Genomic DNA, 17473 nt, shown 5'->3' on the forward strand with positions numbered 1-17473 from the left:
AAACAAGGGCTTTTATCTTCCAAAAATAACGCAAAACGGGAATAAAAATGGAACAAAATCAACAATCTACCGCAGAGCAATATTCAGAACAAATTGAACAGCTTATGGAATTGGGTCGTACGCAAGGTTATTTAACCTATGCGGAGATTAATGACTTACTTCCGGAAGATGTGATCGATCCAGAGTATTACGATAAGTTGTTGCAGACTTTACAGCATGATGCGGGTATTCCGGTTCTGGATGAAGCGCCGGAAAGTGACGAAATGATGTTGAATGACACTATTCCGGATGAAGATGCAGTGGAAGAAGCAACACAGATTTTATCCAATGTGGAATCTGAAATCGGCCGTACAACCGATCCTGTGCGTATGTATATGCGTGAAATGGGAACGGTTGATCTTCTTACCCGTGAAGATGAAATCAGCATTGCAAAACGTATTGAGGAAGGGATTGATGAAGTCCAAACAGCAATTGCGGCATACCCAGAAGCGTTAACTGAATTATTAGATAATTATGACCAAGTTGAAGTAGGCAATTACCGTTTAGCTGATTTAATCACAGGCTTTGTGGATCCAAATGTTCCAGAAGAGGAAACCGCAAACATTGATGAAAATTTTGCTGATGAAGATGAAAGTGCCGAATCTGCTGCAGATGTTGATGATGAGAGCGATGAGGAAGATGAAAGCGATAACAGCTCAAGTTCTGATGACAGTGATTCAGATAACAGTATCGATCCTGAAGTAGCGCGTGAAAGATTTGCTGCATTAAGAGAGCAGCATACTAAAACATTGGCGACCATAGCAAAACACGGTCGTAGTGGTAAACGTGCCAAAGATCAAATTGCTCAACTCGCCGATATTTTTAAACAATTTCGTTTAGTGCCAAAACAATTTGATGTACTTGTTTTATCAATGAAGAATATGATGAAACGTGTACGTGCAGAAGAGCGTCAACTACAAAAAGTATTAGTTGATATTGCAGGTATGCCAAAAGATGAATTTGAGGCGCTTATTGTTGCGAATGGCAGCAGTGATGCATGGGTAGCAAAAGCATTAAAATCAACAAAAGCTTGGGCAAAACGTTTACCAAAATATGAAGAACGTATTCGTTTATCTTTAGATAACTTAGCGAATATTGAGCAAAATACCAATCTTACCATTCAACAAATGCGTGAGATTTGTGATGCGGTATCTCGTGGTGAACAAAAAGCTCGCCGTGCGAAAAAAGAAATGGTTGAAGCCAACTTACGTTTGGTGATTTCTATTGCGAAAAAATATACCAACCGTGGTTTACAATTCTTGGATTTAATTCAAGAAGGGAATATCGGTTTGATGAAAGCGGTAGATAAATTTGAATACCGTCGTGGTTATAAATTCTCAACCTATGCAACTTGGTGGATTCGTCAGGCAATTACTCGTTCGATTGCGGATCAAGCTCGTACAATTCGTATTCCGGTTCATATGATTGAAACGATTAACAAATTAAATCGTATTTCTCGTCAAATGTTACAAGAAATGGGACGTGAAGCGACACCGGAAGAGCTTGCTGAGCGTATGGGAATGCCAGAAGATAAAATTCGTAAAGTGCTTAAAATTGCGAAAGAGCCAATTTCAATGGAAACGCCAATCGGTGATGACGATGATTCACATTTAGGTGACTTCATCGAGGATTCAACTCTTGAATTGCCATTAGATTCTGCCACTGCACAAAGCTTGAAAGTGGCGACTCATGAAGTGTTAGAAGGCTTAACCCCTCGAGAAGCTAAAGTGTTACGTATGCGTTTTGGTATTGATATGAATACCGACCATACACTTGAAGAAGTGGGTAAACAATTTGATGTAACCCGTGAGCGTATTCGTCAGATTGAAGCGAAAGCATTGCGTAAATTACGCCATCCAAGTCGTTCTGAAACCTTAAGAAGTTTCTTAGATGAGTAATTATTCATTCATATAAAAAAGAAAAGGCAGAAATATCTGCCTTTTTTATTTGATTAAATTTGGTTATTTACCACCAAATCACATTCCTTTAAAATACGCACTTTTCATCATTCAAAAAATAAAAAAGGAACTTTATGGAAGAATCTCAAGAACTAGAAAAGCTGCCTAGAGTAGTGACTGGTGTATTAAAAGTGATATTAAGTTTTTCACTTATTGCTTTGGCTTTAGTGTTGATTATTGCTTTAGCTAAAATCACCTATACCTTAGCAATTATGGTGTTTAATACATCAAGCGTAGTGCCTTATGATGTTGCCGAACAAGCCGTGATGTTTTTCTTATATTTCGGTTTTATTGGCCTTATCGTGCAATATTTTAAAAGTGGCTATCACTTTCCTTTGCGCTATTTTATTTACGCGGGGATTACCGCTATGTTGCGCCTGATTATTGTGAATCATGAGAGTTCGGTTGATACCATCTTATTCGCAGGCGCGATTTTAATTATGGTTATTGCACTTTGCTTAGTGTTGTATTCCAATAAAATTAAAATTTAAAAGTGCGGTCATTTTGACCGATATTTTGGAATGGATTATTCCGGTACAATCCATTCCACTGTCCAACTTCCCGTACCTTCAGGGACGAGCGTTTGGGTCAAATAAGGCAAAATAGATTTCATTTGCTGTTCTAATTGCCAAGGTGGGTTAATCACCACCATTCCACTTGCGGTCATACCACGTTGATCGCTATCAGGGCGAACCGCCAATTCAATTTTCAAAATTTTACGAATTCCTGTTGCTTCTAATCCTTTAAAAATGCGTTTTGTTTGTTGACGTAGAACCACTGGATACCAAATCGCATAAGTACCCGTAGCAAAGCGTTTATAACCTTCTTCTATAGCTTTCACTACCAAATCATAATCTTCTTTTAATTCATAAGGCGGATCAATAAGCACTAAGCCTCGGCGTTCTTTTGGTGGAAGCGTGGCTTTGAGTTGTTGGAAACCATTTTCTGATTTTGTGGTGATATTTTTAAATTCTTTGAAATTATTGCGTAATAATGGAAAATCACTTGGATGTAATTCTGTCAGTAATGCACGATCTTGAGGACGTAATAATTGCGCGGCAATCATAGGTGAGCCCGCATAATAACGTAATTCTTTACCGCCATAATTGAGCTTTTTAATGAGATCCACGTAGCGAGCAACTTCTTCGGGTAAATCTGTTCTTTCCCAAAGTCTCCCAATTCCCTCTTTGTATTCGCCGGTTTTTTCTGATTCGTTAGAACTTAAACGATAGCGTCCGACCCCAGAATGGGTATCGAGATAGTAAAAACCTTTTTCTTTCAGCGAAAGATTTTCCAATATCAGCATTAATACAATATGCTTTAATACATCAGCATGATTGCCTGCATGGAAACTGTGACGATAACTTAACATGATTTGTCCTTTTGACGTAAAAAAGTGCGGTCAAAATTAACCGCACTTTTAGTATTTAAATCAGGGTTAGAATAATTCTTCTGGTTGCGTTGCAGGAATTGCGTCTTTGGTTTTACCTGTTCCACCATTTAGACGTTGTTGCAACTCTGGTGGAACATAATAACCGCGCTCTTGCATTTCCGCAATGTAAGTACGTTTAGGCTCGGTACCAACGATAAAGTATTCTTTACGGCCACCACCTTCAGAAAGTAAACCAGAGTTACTATCAATGGTTTTTTCCATGATGTTTGGAGGAAGCTCAAGTTGACGTTCTGGCACATCAGAAAGTGCAGCTTTCATATAAGCAACCCAGGCAGGCATTGCGGTTTTCGCTCCCGCTTCACCTTTACCTAATATGCGTTTGTTATCATCGAAACCAACATAGGTTGTGGTGACTAAGTTTGCGCCAAAACCTGCGTACCAAGCTACTTTCGCACTATTAGTGGTACCGGTTTTACCACCGATATCACTACGTTTAATGCTTTGAGCAATACGCCAGCTGGTACCTTTCCAACTAAGTCCTTGCTCACCATAAATCGCCGTATTTAATGCACTACGAATTAAGAAGGCTAATTCACCACTAATCACACGAGGTGCGTATTCTTGTTTTGCTGCACCGTCTTTCGCATCCGCCATTAAATCAACAGAACCGTCATTTAATGCGGATGTTTGAAGTTCTGGCAAGTCAGGTACATTCTCAGGTTGCTGATCGCCCTCACCTTCATCTGTATCGGTGTTGCTATTACCTTTAGCGGATTTTAGGTTATCAGGGTTAGCCACTTCTGCGACATCTTTAAAGCCATCAATTTTATCTTTGGTTTCACCATAAATCACAGGAATGTCATTACAGGTAATACAAGCAATTTTAGGGTTCGCAATAAATAAATCTTTACCGGTATTATCTTGAATTTTTTCGATAAGGTAAGGATCAATTAAGAAACCACCATTATCAAAAACTGCGTAAGCACGCGCCATTTCCAATGGCGTGAAGGATGCAGCACCTAATGCAAGCGCTTCACTGGCAAAATATTGGTCACGTTTGAACCCAAATCGTTGTAAGAAGTCAGCCGTAAAGCCAACACCTGCAGTTTGTAGTGCTCGGATGGCAATCATATTTTTAGATTGACCTAAACCTACACGTAAACGCATAGGACCGTCATAACGATCAGGTGAGTTTTTAGGTTGCCACAAAGGTTGTCCTGGTTTTTGAATAGAGATAGGACTGTCTTGCAATACGCTTGAAAGCGTTAAACCTTTTTCTAACGCAGCCGCATAGATAAATGGTTTAATCGAAGAACCGACTTGCACTAAAGATTGGGTTGCTCGGTTAAATTTACTTTGTTCGTAGCTAAAACCACCCACCATGGCCTCAATTGCACCATTATCAGAGTTTAATGAAACTAATGCAGAGTTAGCTGCTGGAATTTGACCTAAAATCCATTCACCGTTATCACGTTTACGAATCCAAATTTGTTCGCCCACTTTAACCGGTGCTCTTCCCGCCCAACGCATTGCATTAGAAGAGAGCGTCATCGTTTCATTATTGGCTAAAAGTAATTCTGCCCCATTCTTACCTAATGCGGTTACCGCTGCTGGAATGAATGGTTCTGAATCAGGTAATTTTTTCAAGAAAGCGACAATGCGTTCATTATCCCATGGGGTTTCACCTTTTTTCCAAAGTGGTGCACCGCCACGCCAGCCATGACGCATGTCATAATCGATCAAGTTATTACGGACGGCTTTTTGAGCTTCCGCTTGATCTTTTGAAAGTACTGTCGTGAAAACTTTATAACCTTTAGTGTAAGCATCTTCTTCACCAAAGCGTTTTACCATTTCTTGACGAACCATTTCAGTCACATAGTCTGCACGGAACTCAAATTTAGCACCGTGATAGCTTGCTACAATTGGTTCTTTAATCGCTGCATCATATTCTGCTTTGGTGATCTTGTTTTCATCCAACATTCGGCTTAAAACCACATTTCGACGTTCTTCCGCACGTTTTGGCGAATACAGTGGATTCATGGTAGAAGGTGCTTTTGGCAAGCCAGCAATGATCGCCATTTCAGAAAGTGTTAATTCATCTAAGTTTTTACCAAAGTAGGTTTGAGCGGCGGCTGCAACGCCATAAGAGCGATACCCTAAGAAAATTTTATTCAAATAAAGTTCTAAAATTTCTTGTTTGCTTAAGGCATTTTCAATTTCAATGGCTAATACTGCTTCGCGAGCTTTACGAATAATGGTTTTTTCTGGCGTTAAGAAGAAGTTACGCGCAAGCTGTTGTGTAATGGTACTTGCCCCTTGAGATGCCCCACCATTGTTGACGGCAACAAAAATCGCACGAGCAATACCAACAGGGTCTAAGCCGTGATGTTCATAAAAACGGCTATCTTCTGTTGCTAAGAAGGCATCTTGCAGGCGCTGAGGTACATTTTCTAATTTCACTGGAATACGGCGTTGTTCACCGACTTCACCGATTAATTTGCCATCAGCCGTATAGATTTGCATTGGTTGTTGCAACTCAACGGTTTTTAGGCTTTCTACCGATGGTAAGGAGGATTTTAAGTGAAAATACAGTACACCACCGGCGACTAACCCCAGTATACATATCGTAAATAGGGTACTTAATATTAATTTTGCGATCCGCATCGTAAAATTCTCTCTGGTTTAATGAATATTCAAAAAATCAAAATTATGATCTTGGCTGCTAAGTATAAAAGATTAATCCCTTAAAGAATAGGAAAGAATATGGGAATTGCTCATAGAAAGCAGCGAAAACACCAAATTGGTGTGAGTAAACAACAAGATAACCTCTATTTTGTTTGGCTAGATGAATTCCACAAAGTTCAATCTATTTGCTTGAATGGACAACAAAAGGACATTTTTTCCCAGTTATTGCCTCATTTACCACAAAAAACGAACCAATGTTGTTTTATCGGCGCCATTTCACCCCATTTAACTTGGTCTAAGACGCTTATTTTACCGCAAACACTCAATGCTCAGGAGTGTGAACAACAATGTCGTTTCATTTTGCAAAAAGAATTACCGATTCCGTTGGATGAATTATGGTTTGATTATCTGACCACGCCATTAAAACAAGGTTTTCGTTTGGATATCACGGCGATTCGAAAAGAAAGTGCCAATGCAGAATTAGCAAAATATTTGCCGCTAAAATTGACCGCACTTGATTTACTGAATCACAGCATTTTGCGTGCATTTTATGCCATTTTAGGGCAAGAGCCGACGAACGCCTTGTTTTTATATCAAGATCAACAAGGTTGTCTCGCCGTTTGTGAACGCTTACAACAACGACAAGTCTTGCAATCTCAAAGTGATTTATCTGAGCTTTATCAACAATTTATCCAGCGTTTTCCTGAAACGATAGAACAGATTTATGTGTATCAAACGCCCGATATATTAAATTCACGCACAATCGAATTACTGCCTCAGGATTGGCTGCGAATTGAAACAGATTTACCTTTTATCGCTTTAGGCAATGCACTCTGGCAAACCGATTTAAAGCTAGTGGATTTATCCTCAAAAATGACCGCACTTTTGACTCCAAGTAATCGGGAGAGTGGTGATGTTAAGCCTTAATCTATTGCCTTGGCGCTTAGAACAACATCAAAAGGCTTTTCGTCGTTTTATATGGCAAGGTTTAATTTGGTTAGCTTGCTCAGTGTTGATTGTCGTTGGATTGAACCAACTCAATGAACAACAAGGGCAAGCCCTAAGTCAGACAAAAGAAAAACTGACACAAATTACTCATCAAGTTCATCAGAAACGCATTCAAGTTCAGCAACTACAAAGTAACTTAAAAGAACTGAATGAGCTGACAGAAATGGAGACGGAATATGTGTATCGAATGCTTAATTTATTAACTGAGTTGCCCTTACAACAAGGTGAGTTAGATGAATTTACGCTCAATGCGAAGCAAGTTGTCCTTTCTGGCATGACGGAAAATCAACAAGAATTTGAAGCAATACATCAATTTCTTAAACGCCATTTTACCGAGGTTAATTTAACCAAGTTTCAACCGGTGCAACAACAGTTATTCTTTCAGTTTGATATTCATTTATCGGAGCCTGTGCAATGAGGAACCTTATCAATGAGCTTATTCAAAGAAGTGCACAAAGTTGGTTTGGGCGATGGCTTCGATTACCTCAAATGGCCCATGCTGCCTTTTGGTTGTGTGCATTAAGTGCGGTTATTTTCTTACCTGTTTTTCGTTATGTTGAAAACAGTAATGAACAGTATCGGCTTGACGCAGAATTGAGTTTACAACAACAAGAGTGGGATAAACAGGAAAGGATTTTACAAACTTTAAGACAAAAGTCAGACAGCCGACAACTTTCTCCAGAATTGGCTAATTCTGTGTTGCCGATCAATCAGCATATTCAGGCGTTGTTAAATGGGCGACTTCGCACGTTAGATTTGCGTTGGGATTTTTCTCAACATACGTTGTTGCACTTATCATTACAAGGCTATTTTGTCGATTTACAACAATTTTTGACCGCACTTTTAAACGATGTTCCTAAACTTTCCTTAACGCAATTAAACATTGAAAAATTAGATGAAGAGGAAAATGCTTCTATTACATGTGAGTTAATTTTCCAATTAAATAAGGACAAATAATGAAAAAGTTCTTCTTAATCTTGATAGCGTTTTTTTCTGTATCGTCATTTTCGCAAGATCCTTTTGATCGTAAACAAAGAGAACAAACCGAATATCCAAAAGAGGGGCTCACCCTACCGCCAGTGTCGACTTGCGTATATTCGGTGCCGAGACTGGCGGAGGAACGCCCATTGGCTCAGCTACATATTGTAGGTGTCTTGCAATACGGTAAACAGGCAGAAGTGTTATTTAATGATGATGGGCATATTTTGTTGGTTCAAGTCGGGCAGAGAATTGGACAGGAAGGCTATTTAATCGAAAAAGTGAGTAAAGACAGCGTGACGCTTCAAGGTTATAAAGCTGGGCAATGTGAACAAACGACCTCAATCATAATGAGATTTTAAAATGGTAAAGCAGAAAATAAAAACAAAGTGCGGTCAGTTTTTAATGTGTTTTTTGATCCTATGGACAACGTACTCAGCGGCAGAAAATCGCGTCTTTTCACTTCGATTAAAACAGGCGCCAATGGTAGCAACTCTCCAGCAGGTTGCTCTTGAGCAAAATGCCAATTTAATGATTGATGATGAGCTAGAAGGAACGCTTTCATTGCAATTAGATAACGTGGATTTTGATCGTTTATTGCGTTCTGTGGCAAAAATCAAAGGGCTCTCTTTTTATCAAGAAAATAATATTTATTATTTGGGTAAGCCTTCTCAACATGAACAATATGCAGAGAAAATGACAGAACCTATGGCAATTAGCGGAGAAGGTTTGCCTAGTGAAACACCACTTGTGAGTACAACGGTTAAACTGCATTTTGCCAAGGCCTCTGATGTGATGAAATCTTTAACAACTGGTAGTGGTTCTTTGCTTTCACCTAGCGGCACGATTGCATTTGATGACCGAAGCAATGTATTACTGATTCAGGATGATGCACGTTCTGTCAAAAATATCAAAAAGTTAATCGCAGAGTTGGATAAACCCATTGAGCAAATCGTGATTGAGGCACGTATTGTGACGATTACTGATGAAAGCCTAAAAGAATTAGGTGTGCGTTGGGGCATTTTTAATCCTACTGAGGCAGCCCATCGAGTGGGTGGCAGTTTAGATGCGAACGGGTTTAGCAATATCAGTAATAATTTAAATGTGAATTTTGCGACAACGGTCACGCCAGCTGGCTCATTAGCTCTTCAAGTAGCTAAAATTAATGGTCGATTATTAGACCTAGAATTGACCGCACTTGAACGTGAAAATAACGTAGAAATTATTGCAAGCCCTCGCTTACTTACTACCAACAAGAAAAGCGCAAGCATCAAACAAGGGACAGAAATTCCTTATGTGGTGACAAATGGGAAAAATGACACTCAATCAGTGGAATTTCGAGAAGCGGTGTTGGGATTAGAAGTGACACCACATATTTCGAAGGATAATAATATTTTATTGGATTTATTAGTGAGTCAAAATTCTCCAGGGAATCGAGTGGCTTATGGGCAAAATGAAGTGGTATCCATTGATAAACAAGAAATTAATACGCAAGTGTTTGCCAAAGATGGCGAAACAATTGTATTAGGTGGTGTATTTCACGATACGATCACGAAAGGTGTCGATAAAGTACCATTATTGGGCGATATTCCAGGTATTAAGCGCTTATTTAGTAAGGAAAGTGAACGTCATCAAAAACGCGAACTCGTCATTTTTGTGACACCTCATATTTTAAAACAAGGTGAAAGAATGGAAATGGCTAAGAAAGAAAAGCATTTTAAGCAAGTTGAAAAAGTGAAAAAATAAAGTGCGGTCAATTTCTTTTATGTTTTCCCATTTTTTTCAGTTTAGCTGTGTGCATTGCAAGCGATCTATTCATCTTGGGCGAAATGGATTGTGCAGTCGATGTCAGAAGCAGATTAAAACTTTCCCTTATTGTGGGCGATGTGGTTCACCCTTGCAGCATTATGCAATGGGCTGTGGACATTGTTTGAAAAATGAACCTGCTTGGGATCGCATTGTGATCATTGGGCATTACCTCGAACCGCTTTCTTCACTTATTCATCGTTTTAAATTCCAAAAACAGTTTTGGTTAGATCGGAGTTTATCGCGTTTACTTTATCTTGCGGTGCGAGAGGCGAGACGAACGCATGGACTATCTCTGCCACAGGCGATTATTCCAGTACCGTTATATCATTTTCGACAGTGGCAACGGGGCTACAACCAAGCTGATTTATTAGCGAATTGGCTGAGCCGTTGGTGTGATGTACCTAACAGTCATCATGTGGTGAAACGGATTAAACATACCCACACTCAGCGAGGTTTAACGGCGAAAGATCGACGACAAAACCTTAGAAATGCTTTTGCAGTGAATACCAAAAAGCCTTTTCCTTATGAACGTGTAGCGTTGGTGGATGATGTGATTACAACCGGCTCAACGTTGGCAGAGATAGCCAAACAACTTCGAAAATTAGGTGTAAAAGAAATTCAAGTATGGGGCTTAGCTCGAGCCTAAAATCTATAAAGATAGGATTTGCCTATATCTATAAAAATAGGAATAAATGTAGAAAAAATTGCCGTATAGGAGTATCATTTCCGATATATTACATCAAGTATTAGGACTTTATTTATGGAACAAATTTTTATTTCAGAGGCTGCACAAGCGCATTTTCGGAAACTTTTAGATACACAAGAAGAAGGCACCAATATTCGTATTTTTGTTGTGAATCCTGGTACGCCGGGAGCAGAATGTGGCGTGTCTTATTGCCCGCTAAATTCAGTTGAAGCGACTGATACTGAAATGAAGTACGATACGTTTTCTGCATTTGTAGATGAAATCAGCTTACCGTTTTTAGAAGATGCGGAAATTGATTATGTAACCGAAGAGCTTGGTGCTCAACTGACTTTAAAAGCACCTAACGCCAAAATGCGTAAAGTTGCAGATGATGCGCCTTTAATTGAGCGCGTAGAGTATGTGATCCAAACACAAATCAACCCACAATTAGCCAGCCATGGCGGTAAAATCACGTTAATTGAAATTACTGATGATGGTTATGCTGTTCTACAATTCGGTGGTGGCTGTAACGGTTGTTCAATGGTGGATGTCACCTTAAAAGATGGTGTAGAGAAACAGTTAGTTTCGCTCTTCCCGAATGAATTAAAAGGTGCAAGAGACGTAACAGAACACCAACGTGGTGAACATTCTTATTATTAAGAATCGAAGACGAAAAAGGGCGAATCATTCGCCCTTTTATTTTTTAAGCAGCAGATAATTTCTGTAACAACCGATCCATCGCTCGATATCCTAGCGCTTCTGCTAAATGAGGTTGTTGTATTTCTTTTTCGCCATTTAAATCGGCAATTGTACGTGAGACTTTTAAAATCCGATGGTAGGCTCTCACTGAAAGCCCGAGTTTATTTAAAGCATTCTCTAGAAATAGCGCATCTTTATCCTGTAATTTACAGTCCCGTTCAATTTCTTTGCTTGAAAGATACGCATTGATTTTACCGGCTCGAGCAAGCTGGATTTCCCTTACTTTTAAGACTTTTTCTCGTACTTGTTGGCTTGTTTCGCCTCTATCTCCCGTATTTTGTAAACTACCTTGTGGTAGAAGAGGTACTTCAATAGATAAATCAAAACGATCTAAAAACGGCCCTGAAAGGCGGTTTAAATAACGCATCACTTGTTGTGGCGAGGTACGATTATGTGTTCCAGTATAATGCCCCGTTGGACTAGGATTCATTGCCGCAACTAATTGAAAGCGAGCAGGAAATTGGATTTTAGCATTGGCACGCGAAATAATAATTTCTCCACTTTCTAATGGTTGGCGAAGTGCATCAAGCACTTTACGCTCAAATTCAGGCAATTCATCAAGAAAAAGTACGCCGTTATGTGCGAGCGATATTTCGCCTGGTTTTGGAATGGTTCCTCCGCCAACTAAGGCAGGCAAAGAGGCGCTATGATGTGGCGCTCGAAATGGACGTTGTTTCCAATTGTGAAAATTTAACTCATTTTGGACTAAGCTCGTAACTGAAGCTGTTTCAATCGCTTCTAAGTCCGTCATTTCAGGGAGCAATGCCGTGAGACGACTTGCCAACATGGTTTTACCCGTACCGGGTGGACCTAAAAAGAGGAGATTATGCTGACCTGCGGCAGCTATTGTTAGTGCTCGTTTAGCATGTTGCTGACCAATAATATCGGTCAAATCTAAGTGATTTTTAGCTGAAAATCCGACCGCACTTTCTTGTGCGAATAATGAGGCCAAAGGTAATTTTTCTTGATTATTTAAGAATTGCACGACTTCCAAAAGGTTTTTAGCAAAATAAGTCTCTTGTTCTGAAACAAGCGAAGCCTCATTGGCATTTTGATAAGCGATAATGGGGGCTCGTTTCGCTTTTTGTGCCGCTAAAATGGCAGGAATGACACCGTGTACGCCACGTAATTCACCTGTTAATGCGAGTTCGCCAACGAATTCAAATTGTTTTAAACGGCTACCGTCGAGTTGATCTGATGCAGCCAAGATACCTATCGCAATGGGTAAATCAAATCGTCCCCCTTCTTTGGGTAAATCGGCTGGTGCAAGGTTGACGGTGATGCGTTTAGCAGGATATTTGAACTGGGCATTCATTAATGCACTTCTGACCCGATCTTGCGCTTCTTTTACGGTTTTTTCGGGGAGACCAACTAAGGTAAATCCAGGCTTCCCATTACTTAAATGTACCTCAATGGTAACAAGAGGGGCTTGTACACCCATTGAGGCACGGCTATAAACAATGGCAAGAGACATTCAGATTCCTTAAAGTGCGGTCAAAAATAATTAGATTTTCGCACTATAAAAAAAGCACAGAATGAAAGCATACATTCTGTGCTATTTTTGCGATCGAGATCGCAGAAATCATTTTTTCTTGATAAAAAACTACGAGAAAAGTGGGGCAAACCAACTATCTAATTTGGCCGCTAATTTATCAATACCAATTTTATTTTGTGCAGAAAAGGCTTCGACTTGAATATCACCTTGGAAGGGTAAAATCGCTTCACGCACCATTTTGACTTGTTTGCTACGCGCACTTTGGCTGAGTTTATCCGCTTTAGTTAAAAGTAACATAACTGGTAAATCAGCAGAAACAGCCCATTCGATCATTTGTTGATCGAGATCTTTTAAAGGATGGCGAATATCCATCAGAACAACAAGTCCGCCTAAACATTCACGCTTTTGCAAATATTCTCCGAGGGATTTTTGCCATTCAATTTTCATTTTTTCAGGAACGGCAGCATAGCCATAGCCAGGTAAATCCACTAGTTTACAATTCGGCTCAACCTCAAACAGGTTGATGAGCTGCGTACGACCTGGTGTTTTAGAAGTTCTGGCTAAGCTTTTTTGATTGGTTAATGCATTAAGTGCGGTTGATTTTCCGGCATTTGAACGTCCAGCAAAAGCAATTTCAATCCCTGTATCTTCTGGGATGGAACGAATATTGGGGGCGCTCGTAAGAAAATGTGTTTTATGATAATTCAGTTTAATTTCAGACATAATTGTTCCTTTCATCAATTGGCCCTAGCATATCACAAATAGAAAAATTGCTGAAATTATGCGAGAATGCGCACTTTGCATTGATTTAAAGCATTTTTTAATTATTTTTTACTATGGAATCTCAAGAGAATCAATATCGCTGGCCAAAAGCGGAAGCCATTTATCCCGATAGACCAGGGCGCTCTTATGCGCTTAAGCGCCTACGTTATCGTCTTCGATCTTTTTTACATCAAGGCTCAATTGTTCACTTTGAGCAATTTGTTAATCAGCATCCCTTTCTCGTCACATTATTAAATGAACATGCGGATTATAGTTATCCATTAGTTTATCGTTTTTTAGATAAACGTTTTAATAGCAAACAGCGTTTCCAAGCTATCTGCGACAATCTACTTTTTTTACCTGAAAAATTGACCGCACTTTCAGCACCTATTTATAAAACGCCGTTAAGTTTTGGTGAAGTGATTCCTGATTTCGAGATGACATTATCGATGACCACACACCAACCGATGGAAGGTTATTGGGTGCTGGAGTTATGGCATAAACCACGTAATGAATTAGTGTATTTACTTACTTTTGCCAAACTTGATGAGGCATTACTTATTTCTGTGGTGCAGGGGCCTAATTTTGAAGATTCCAAAGAGATGGTGAAGCAACTGACAAAAACTTGCCATGGTTTACGCCCTGCTTATTTAATGGTGGAAACGATGAAAGTATTGACGAAAGCGTTGGGTTTCAAGACGTTATTGGGCATTCCACAAAAATATCAAAATAAATCACGTTTTATTCAAAGCTCTCATTATGTTGTAGATTATGATGCGATTTTTGCTGAATCAGGCGGACAGTTGAAAGACTATTGGGAATTACCTTTAGAAATAGATAGAAATCTTGATGATGTGCCGAGTAAAAAGCGCTCCATGTATCGTAAGCGTTATGCGATGCTAGATGATTTGGCTAAAATAATCGAAGAAAAATTAGAATTGTAAAAATAAAAGTGCGGTGAATTTTAACCGCACTTTTTGTTTTATAAGACTTTCAAGCAAGCCACAAAATGGCTGTTGTTTTGGCTGGTGAAAGGTGGTTTTTGTTTCGCACAATTTTCATCAGCTTTCAGGCAGCGAGTTCGGAACACACAACCAGACGGTGGATTAATTGGTGAAGGTAGCTCGCCTTCAAGTAATTCGATGGATTTATTGCGTTCCAATTTCGGATCGGGAATCGGAACAGCAGACATTAAGGCTTTGGTATAAGGATGTTTAGTGTTGTTGTACACTTCCTCATCGCTGCCTAATTCCATGGCATTGCCTAAATACATGACTAATACGCGGTCAGAAATGTGTTTTACCACCGCCAAATCATGAGCGATGAAAATTAAGGAAAGCCCCATTTCTTTTTGTAGGGATTTCAATAAATTCACCACTTGAGCCTGAATCGACACATCTAACGCAGAAACGGGCTCATCACAAATGATCATTTTCGGCTCAATAATTAACGCGCGCGCAATACCGATACGCTGGCATTGACCACCAGAAAATTCATGCGGATAGCGGTTAATCAAGTTCGGTAAAAGCCCGACTTTCAACATCATGGCTTGTACTTTTTCTTTCACTTCAGCGGCACTTAAGTGCGGTTGGTAGATCTTTAATGGTTCGGCAATGATTTCGCCAATGTTCATTCGCGGGTTGAGAGAAGCGAGTGGGTCTTGGAAAATCATTTGGATATCTTTGCGAGTATCTTTCCATTGTTTAGCTGATTGTTTTCGTAAATTTTTACCAAGCCACAAGATCTCTCCTTCACTCGCTTCGACTAAGCCGATGATGGCACGTGCAAGCGTGGATTTACCACAGCCCGATTCACCTACTACACCGAGGGTTTCACCTTCATAAAGCTTAAAGGAAACATCCTTTACCGCTTTTAAGGTTTGAGGTTTGGCGAAGAAAAGGGATTTATCGTTTTTAATTTTAAAACTAACGCCTAAGTGATTGACTTCAAGGAGTAATTCTTTGTTATTTGAAATTGTCATAGGGTAAATTTCTCCACGGGTAACCAACAATTGCGTAATTGACTTTCATTAAATGCGGTCAGTTTAGGCGCAGTTTGGCATTGTTCGGTAGCAAATTGGCAACGAGGTGAGAATGGACAACCTTTTGGCAAATGCAATAAATTTGGTGGATTGCCTGGAATGGTGACCAAGTGTTCTTCATTGCCATCTAAGCGAGGAATCGCATCCATTAAGCCAATAGAATAGGGATGAGTTGGATGATAGAAAATTTGCTCTGCTGTGCCGTATTCCATGGTTCGTCCGGCATACATCACCATCACTTGATCGCAAATACCTGCCACGACACCAAGATCATGGGTAATCATAATAATCGCGGTATTAAACTCACGTTTTAACTCATTTAACAAAGTCATGATTTGCGCTTGAACGGTCACATCCAAAGCGGTGGTGGGCTCATCGGCAATGAGTAGTTTTGGACGGCATAATAAGGCCATCGCAATCATCACCCGTTGACGCATACCGCCTGAAAACTCGTGTGGATACATGCCCATGCGTTTTTTCGCTTCCGGCATTTTGACCGCATCCAGCATTTTCACGGATTCAGCAAAGGCAGTTTGTTTATCATAACCTTTGTGTAACTGTAGAACTTCCATGAGCTGTTCACCGATTTTCATGTAAGGGTTGAGAGAGGTCATCGGGTCTTGGAAAATCATGGAAATTTGCTCGGCACGGATTTTATTCAATTCATCCTTCGGTAAATTAACTAATTCTTTACCTTCAAAGATGGCGGAACCTTCCACTGTACCATTGGCCGCCAATAAGCCCATTAAGGCAAAGGCAGTTTGTGATTTGCCTGAACCACTTTCACCCACGATGCCGAGCGTGCTTCCCGCATTAAGTGTAAAGTTTAAATCATTCACCGCAGTGACGGTACCATCGGGTGTTTTGAAGCGAACGTAGAGATTTTTTACATCTAATAAAGGATTCATGATTCGCTCCTATCTATCTTTTGGATCGAGTGCATCACGCAACCCGTCACCGATAAAGTTAAAACAAAACAGTGTGAGACAAAGGAAAAATGCCGGGAAAATTAATAGCCAAGGCGAGACTTCCATTTGTGCTGCTCCATCACTTAATAGCGCACCCCAGCTACTCATCGGCTCTTGTGTTCCTAAGCCTAAGAAACTTAAGAATGATTCGAAAAGAATAAGTCCTGGCACTTCGAGTGAAGCATACACTGCTACTAAGCCCAATACGTTCGGAATAATGTGTTTGAAAATGATTTGGCGACGTGGCACGCCACAAACGATGGCGGCTTCGACGAATTCTTTATTTTTCAAACTAAGGGTTTGACCACGTACAATACGAGCAAGACCAAGCCAAGCAATGGCACCAATTGCGATGAAAATTAAGAAAATGTTTTGGCCAAAAAGGGTTACTAATAAAATGACGAAGAACATAAATGGAAATGAGCTAAGAATTTCCAAAAAGCGCATCATCAACATATCCGTTTTACCGCCTACATAGCCGGAAATCGCACCATAAATTGTGCCGATAGTCACAGAAATGAAAGCACCAGCAATACCGACCAATAATGAAATACGTCCACCAATAGCGGTACGTACCAGTAAGTCTCGACCAGAAGCATCCGTACCGAAGAAGTGATAGCCTTCCATTGTTGGTGGAGAGCTCATCATATTCCAATCGGTATCTTCATAGGTAAAGGGGAAGAACCAAGGTGCTACGGTAATAAAAACAATAATAAACGCTAGAATAATCAGACTGGCAACGGCCGCTTTGTTGCGGAAAAAACGGCGTTTCGCATCTTGCCATAGACTGCGGCCTTCCAGTTGCATTTCTTCAATACGGTCAGCCACGTGTTCCACAAAATCCGCATTTTTCTGATTAATCGGCTGAGTACGATAATCTGTCATAACTTATC

16 protein-coding genes and 2 pseudogenes are annotated in these 17473 nt (G+C 40.0%); 10 read left to right on the forward strand and 8 right to left on the reverse strand.

Going from position 1 to position 17473, the window contains the following annotated elements:
* Positions 1–47 precede the first annotated feature (47 nt).
* A complete protein-coding gene (gene rpoD / locus INP93_RS03595) occupies positions 48–1937 on the forward strand; it encodes an RNA polymerase sigma factor RpoD (protein ID WP_197545162.1) in 1890 nt (629 codons plus the stop codon).
* A gap of 134 nt (positions 1938–2071) precedes the next feature.
* Positions 2072–2488 carry a phosphate-starvation-inducible protein PsiE gene (psiE, locus tag INP93_RS03600; protein ID WP_178165508.1) on the forward strand — a complete coding sequence of 139 codons (417 nt, stop codon included), beginning with the start codon at positions 2072–2074 and terminating at the stop codon, positions 2486–2488.
* Between the two features lie 35 nt (positions 2489–2523).
* Here psiE and INP93_RS03605 read toward each other — a convergent pair whose 3' ends face one another.
* The 3 genes and pseudogenes from INP93_RS03605 to INP93_RS03610 form a co-directional block, all read right to left on the reverse strand.
* The gene (locus INP93_RS03605) at positions 2524–3369 is read right to left on the reverse strand and encodes a 23S rRNA (adenine(2030)-N(6))-methyltransferase RlmJ (protein ID WP_049373837.1); all 846 of its coding nucleotides are present in this window, start codon (positions 3367–3369) and stop codon (positions 2524–2526) included.
* Between the two features lie 66 nt (positions 3370–3435).
* Positions 3436–4128 (reverse strand): annotated as a pseudogene (locus INP93_RS09750) (penicillin-binding protein 1A); the annotation flags it as partial.
* Between the two features lie 75 nt (positions 4129–4203).
* Positions 4204–6054: pseudogene (locus INP93_RS03610) on the reverse strand (penicillin-binding protein 1A); the annotation flags it as partial.
* 99 nt (positions 6055–6153) lie between these two features.
* On the opposite strand from INP93_RS03610, the gene INP93_RS03615 reads away from it, so the two are divergent.
* The 7 genes from INP93_RS03615 (at position 6154) to nfuA (ending at position 11215) form a co-directional block, all read left to right on the forward strand.
* Entirely contained in the window at positions 6154–7002 is an 849-nt protein-coding gene (locus INP93_RS03615) for a pilus assembly protein PilM (RefSeq protein ID WP_197545163.1), read from the forward strand.
* Positions 6989–7501, forward strand: coding sequence for a PilN domain-containing protein (locus tag INP93_RS03620; protein WP_197545164.1), 513 nt, complete (start codon positions 6989–6991; stop codon positions 7499–7501). Before INP93_RS03615 ends, INP93_RS03620 begins: the two co-directional genes overlap by 14 nt.
* Complete coding sequence (locus tag INP93_RS03625; RefSeq protein ID WP_049369637.1) at positions 7498–8040, forward strand: hypothetical protein; 543 nt, start codon at positions 7498–7500, stop codon at positions 8038–8040. The genes INP93_RS03620 and INP93_RS03625 overlap by 4 nt, the downstream gene beginning before the upstream one ends.
* The gene (locus tag INP93_RS03630) at positions 8040–8423 is read left to right on the forward strand and encodes a pilus assembly protein PilP (protein WP_197545165.1); all 384 of its coding nucleotides are present in this window, start codon (positions 8040–8042) and stop codon (positions 8421–8423) included. The genes INP93_RS03625 and INP93_RS03630 overlap by 1 nt, the downstream gene beginning before the upstream one ends.
* A gap of 1 nt (position 8424) precedes the next feature.
* The gene (locus INP93_RS03635; RefSeq protein ID WP_049369641.1) at positions 8425–9807 is read left to right on the forward strand and encodes a type IV pilus secretin PilQ; all 1383 of its coding nucleotides are present in this window, start codon (positions 8425–8427) and stop codon (positions 9805–9807) included.
* A 19-nt stretch (positions 9808–9826) separates the two neighbouring features.
* Positions 9827–10516, forward strand: a complete 690-nt coding sequence (locus INP93_RS03640; protein WP_049369643.1) for a ComF family protein — start codon at positions 9827–9829, stop codon at positions 10514–10516.
* 114 nt (positions 10517–10630) lie between these two features.
* Positions 10631–11215, forward strand: a complete 585-nt coding sequence (gene nfuA / locus INP93_RS03645; RefSeq protein ID WP_197545166.1) for a Fe-S biogenesis protein NfuA — start codon at positions 10631–10633, stop codon at positions 11213–11215.
* A 43-nt stretch (positions 11216–11258) separates the two neighbouring features.
* Here nfuA and INP93_RS03650 read toward each other — a convergent pair whose 3' ends face one another.
* Positions 11259–12788, reverse strand: coding sequence for a YifB family Mg chelatase-like AAA ATPase (locus INP93_RS03650; protein ID WP_197545167.1), 1530 nt, complete (start codon positions 12786–12788; stop codon positions 11259–11261).
* Between the two features lie 129 nt (positions 12789–12917).
* Positions 12918–13532 carry a ribosome biogenesis GTP-binding protein YihA/YsxC gene (yihA, locus tag INP93_RS03655; RefSeq protein ID WP_065243638.1) on the reverse strand — a complete coding sequence of 205 codons (615 nt, stop codon included), beginning with the start codon at positions 13530–13532 and terminating at the stop codon, positions 12918–12920.
* Between the two features lie 113 nt (positions 13533–13645).
* Between yihA and INP93_RS03660 the strand changes: the two genes are divergently transcribed.
* Complete coding sequence (locus INP93_RS03660; protein WP_197545168.1) at positions 13646–14515, forward strand: VirK/YbjX family protein; 870 nt, start codon at positions 13646–13648, stop codon at positions 14513–14515.
* A 38-nt stretch (positions 14516–14553) separates the two neighbouring features.
* Here the strand turns inward: INP93_RS03660 and oppF are convergent, their stop codons facing one another.
* From oppF to oppC, 3 genes are read right to left on the reverse strand one after another with little or no spacing between them, the layout of a single operon-like run.
* Complete coding sequence (gene oppF, locus INP93_RS03665) at positions 14554–15552, reverse strand: murein tripeptide/oligopeptide ABC transporter ATP binding protein OppF (protein ID WP_111327710.1); 999 nt, start codon at positions 15550–15552, stop codon at positions 14554–14556.
* Complete coding sequence (locus tag INP93_RS03670; RefSeq protein ID WP_111327711.1) at positions 15549–16520, reverse strand: ABC transporter ATP-binding protein; 972 nt, start codon at positions 16518–16520, stop codon at positions 15549–15551. Before INP93_RS03670 ends, oppF begins: the two co-directional genes overlap by 4 nt.
* A 9-nt stretch (positions 16521–16529) precedes the next feature.
* Positions 16530–17465 (reverse strand): oligopeptide ABC transporter permease OppC, encoded by a 936-nt coding sequence (gene oppC, locus INP93_RS03675; protein WP_111327712.1) that lies wholly within the window; start codon positions 17463–17465, stop codon positions 16530–16532.
* Between the last annotated feature and the right edge of the window lie 8 nt (positions 17466–17473).

The sequence above is a fragment of the Haemophilus parainfluenzae genome (assembly GCF_014931415.1).
Taxonomy (GTDB): domain Bacteria; phylum Pseudomonadota; class Gammaproteobacteria; order Enterobacterales; family Pasteurellaceae; genus Haemophilus_D; species Haemophilus_D parainfluenzae_AF.

Bases quoted from the DNA above. Each gene is read 5' to 3' on its own strand.
- INP93_RS03620 (WP_197545164.1), top strand. From the start codon at position 6,989: ATGTTAAGCCTTAATCTATTGCCTTGGCGCTTAGAACAACATCAAAAG.
- nfuA (WP_197545166.1), top strand. From the start codon at position 10,631: ATGGAACAAATTTTTATTTCAGAGGCTGCACAAGCGCATTTTCGGAAA.
- INP93_RS03670 (WP_111327711.1), bottom strand. From the start codon at position 16,520: ATGAATCCTTTATTAGATGTAAAAAATCTCTACGTTCGCTTCAAAACA.
- yihA (WP_065243638.1), bottom strand. From the start codon at position 13,532: ATGTCTGAAATTAAACTGAATTATCATAAAACACATTTTCTTACGAGC.
- INP93_RS03650 (WP_197545167.1), bottom strand. From the start codon at position 12,788: ATGTCTCTTGCCATTGTTTATAGCCGTGCCTCAATGGGTGTACAAGCC.
- INP93_RS03605 (WP_049373837.1), bottom strand. From the start codon at position 3,369: ATGTTAAGTTATCGTCACAGTTTCCATGCAGGCAATCATGCTGATGTA.
- INP93_RS03640 (WP_049369643.1), top strand. From the start codon at position 9,827: ATGTTTTCCCATTTTTTTCAGTTTAGCTGTGTGCATTGCAAGCGATCT.
- oppC (WP_111327712.1), bottom strand. From the start codon at position 17,465: ATGACAGATTATCGTACTCAGCCGATTAATCAGAAAAATGCGGATTTT.
- INP93_RS03625 (WP_049369637.1), top strand. From the start codon at position 7,498: ATGAGGAACCTTATCAATGAGCTTATTCAAAGAAGTGCACAAAGTTGG.
- rpoD (WP_197545162.1), top strand. From the start codon at position 48: ATGGAACAAAATCAACAATCTACCGCAGAGCAATATTCAGAACAAATT.
- INP93_RS03660 (WP_197545168.1), top strand. From the start codon at position 13,646: ATGGAATCTCAAGAGAATCAATATCGCTGGCCAAAAGCGGAAGCCATT.
- INP93_RS03615 (WP_197545163.1), top strand. From the start codon at position 6,154: ATGGGAATTGCTCATAGAAAGCAGCGAAAACACCAAATTGGTGTGAGT.
- psiE (WP_178165508.1), top strand. From the start codon at position 2,072: ATGGAAGAATCTCAAGAACTAGAAAAGCTGCCTAGAGTAGTGACTGGT.
- oppF (WP_111327710.1), bottom strand. From the start codon at position 15,552: ATGACAATTTCAAATAACAAAGAATTACTCCTTGAAGTCAATCACTTA.
- INP93_RS03635 (WP_049369641.1), top strand. From the start codon at position 8,425: ATGGTAAAGCAGAAAATAAAAACAAAGTGCGGTCAGTTTTTAATGTGT.
- INP93_RS03630 (WP_197545165.1), top strand. From the start codon at position 8,040: ATGAAAAAGTTCTTCTTAATCTTGATAGCGTTTTTTTCTGTATCGTCA.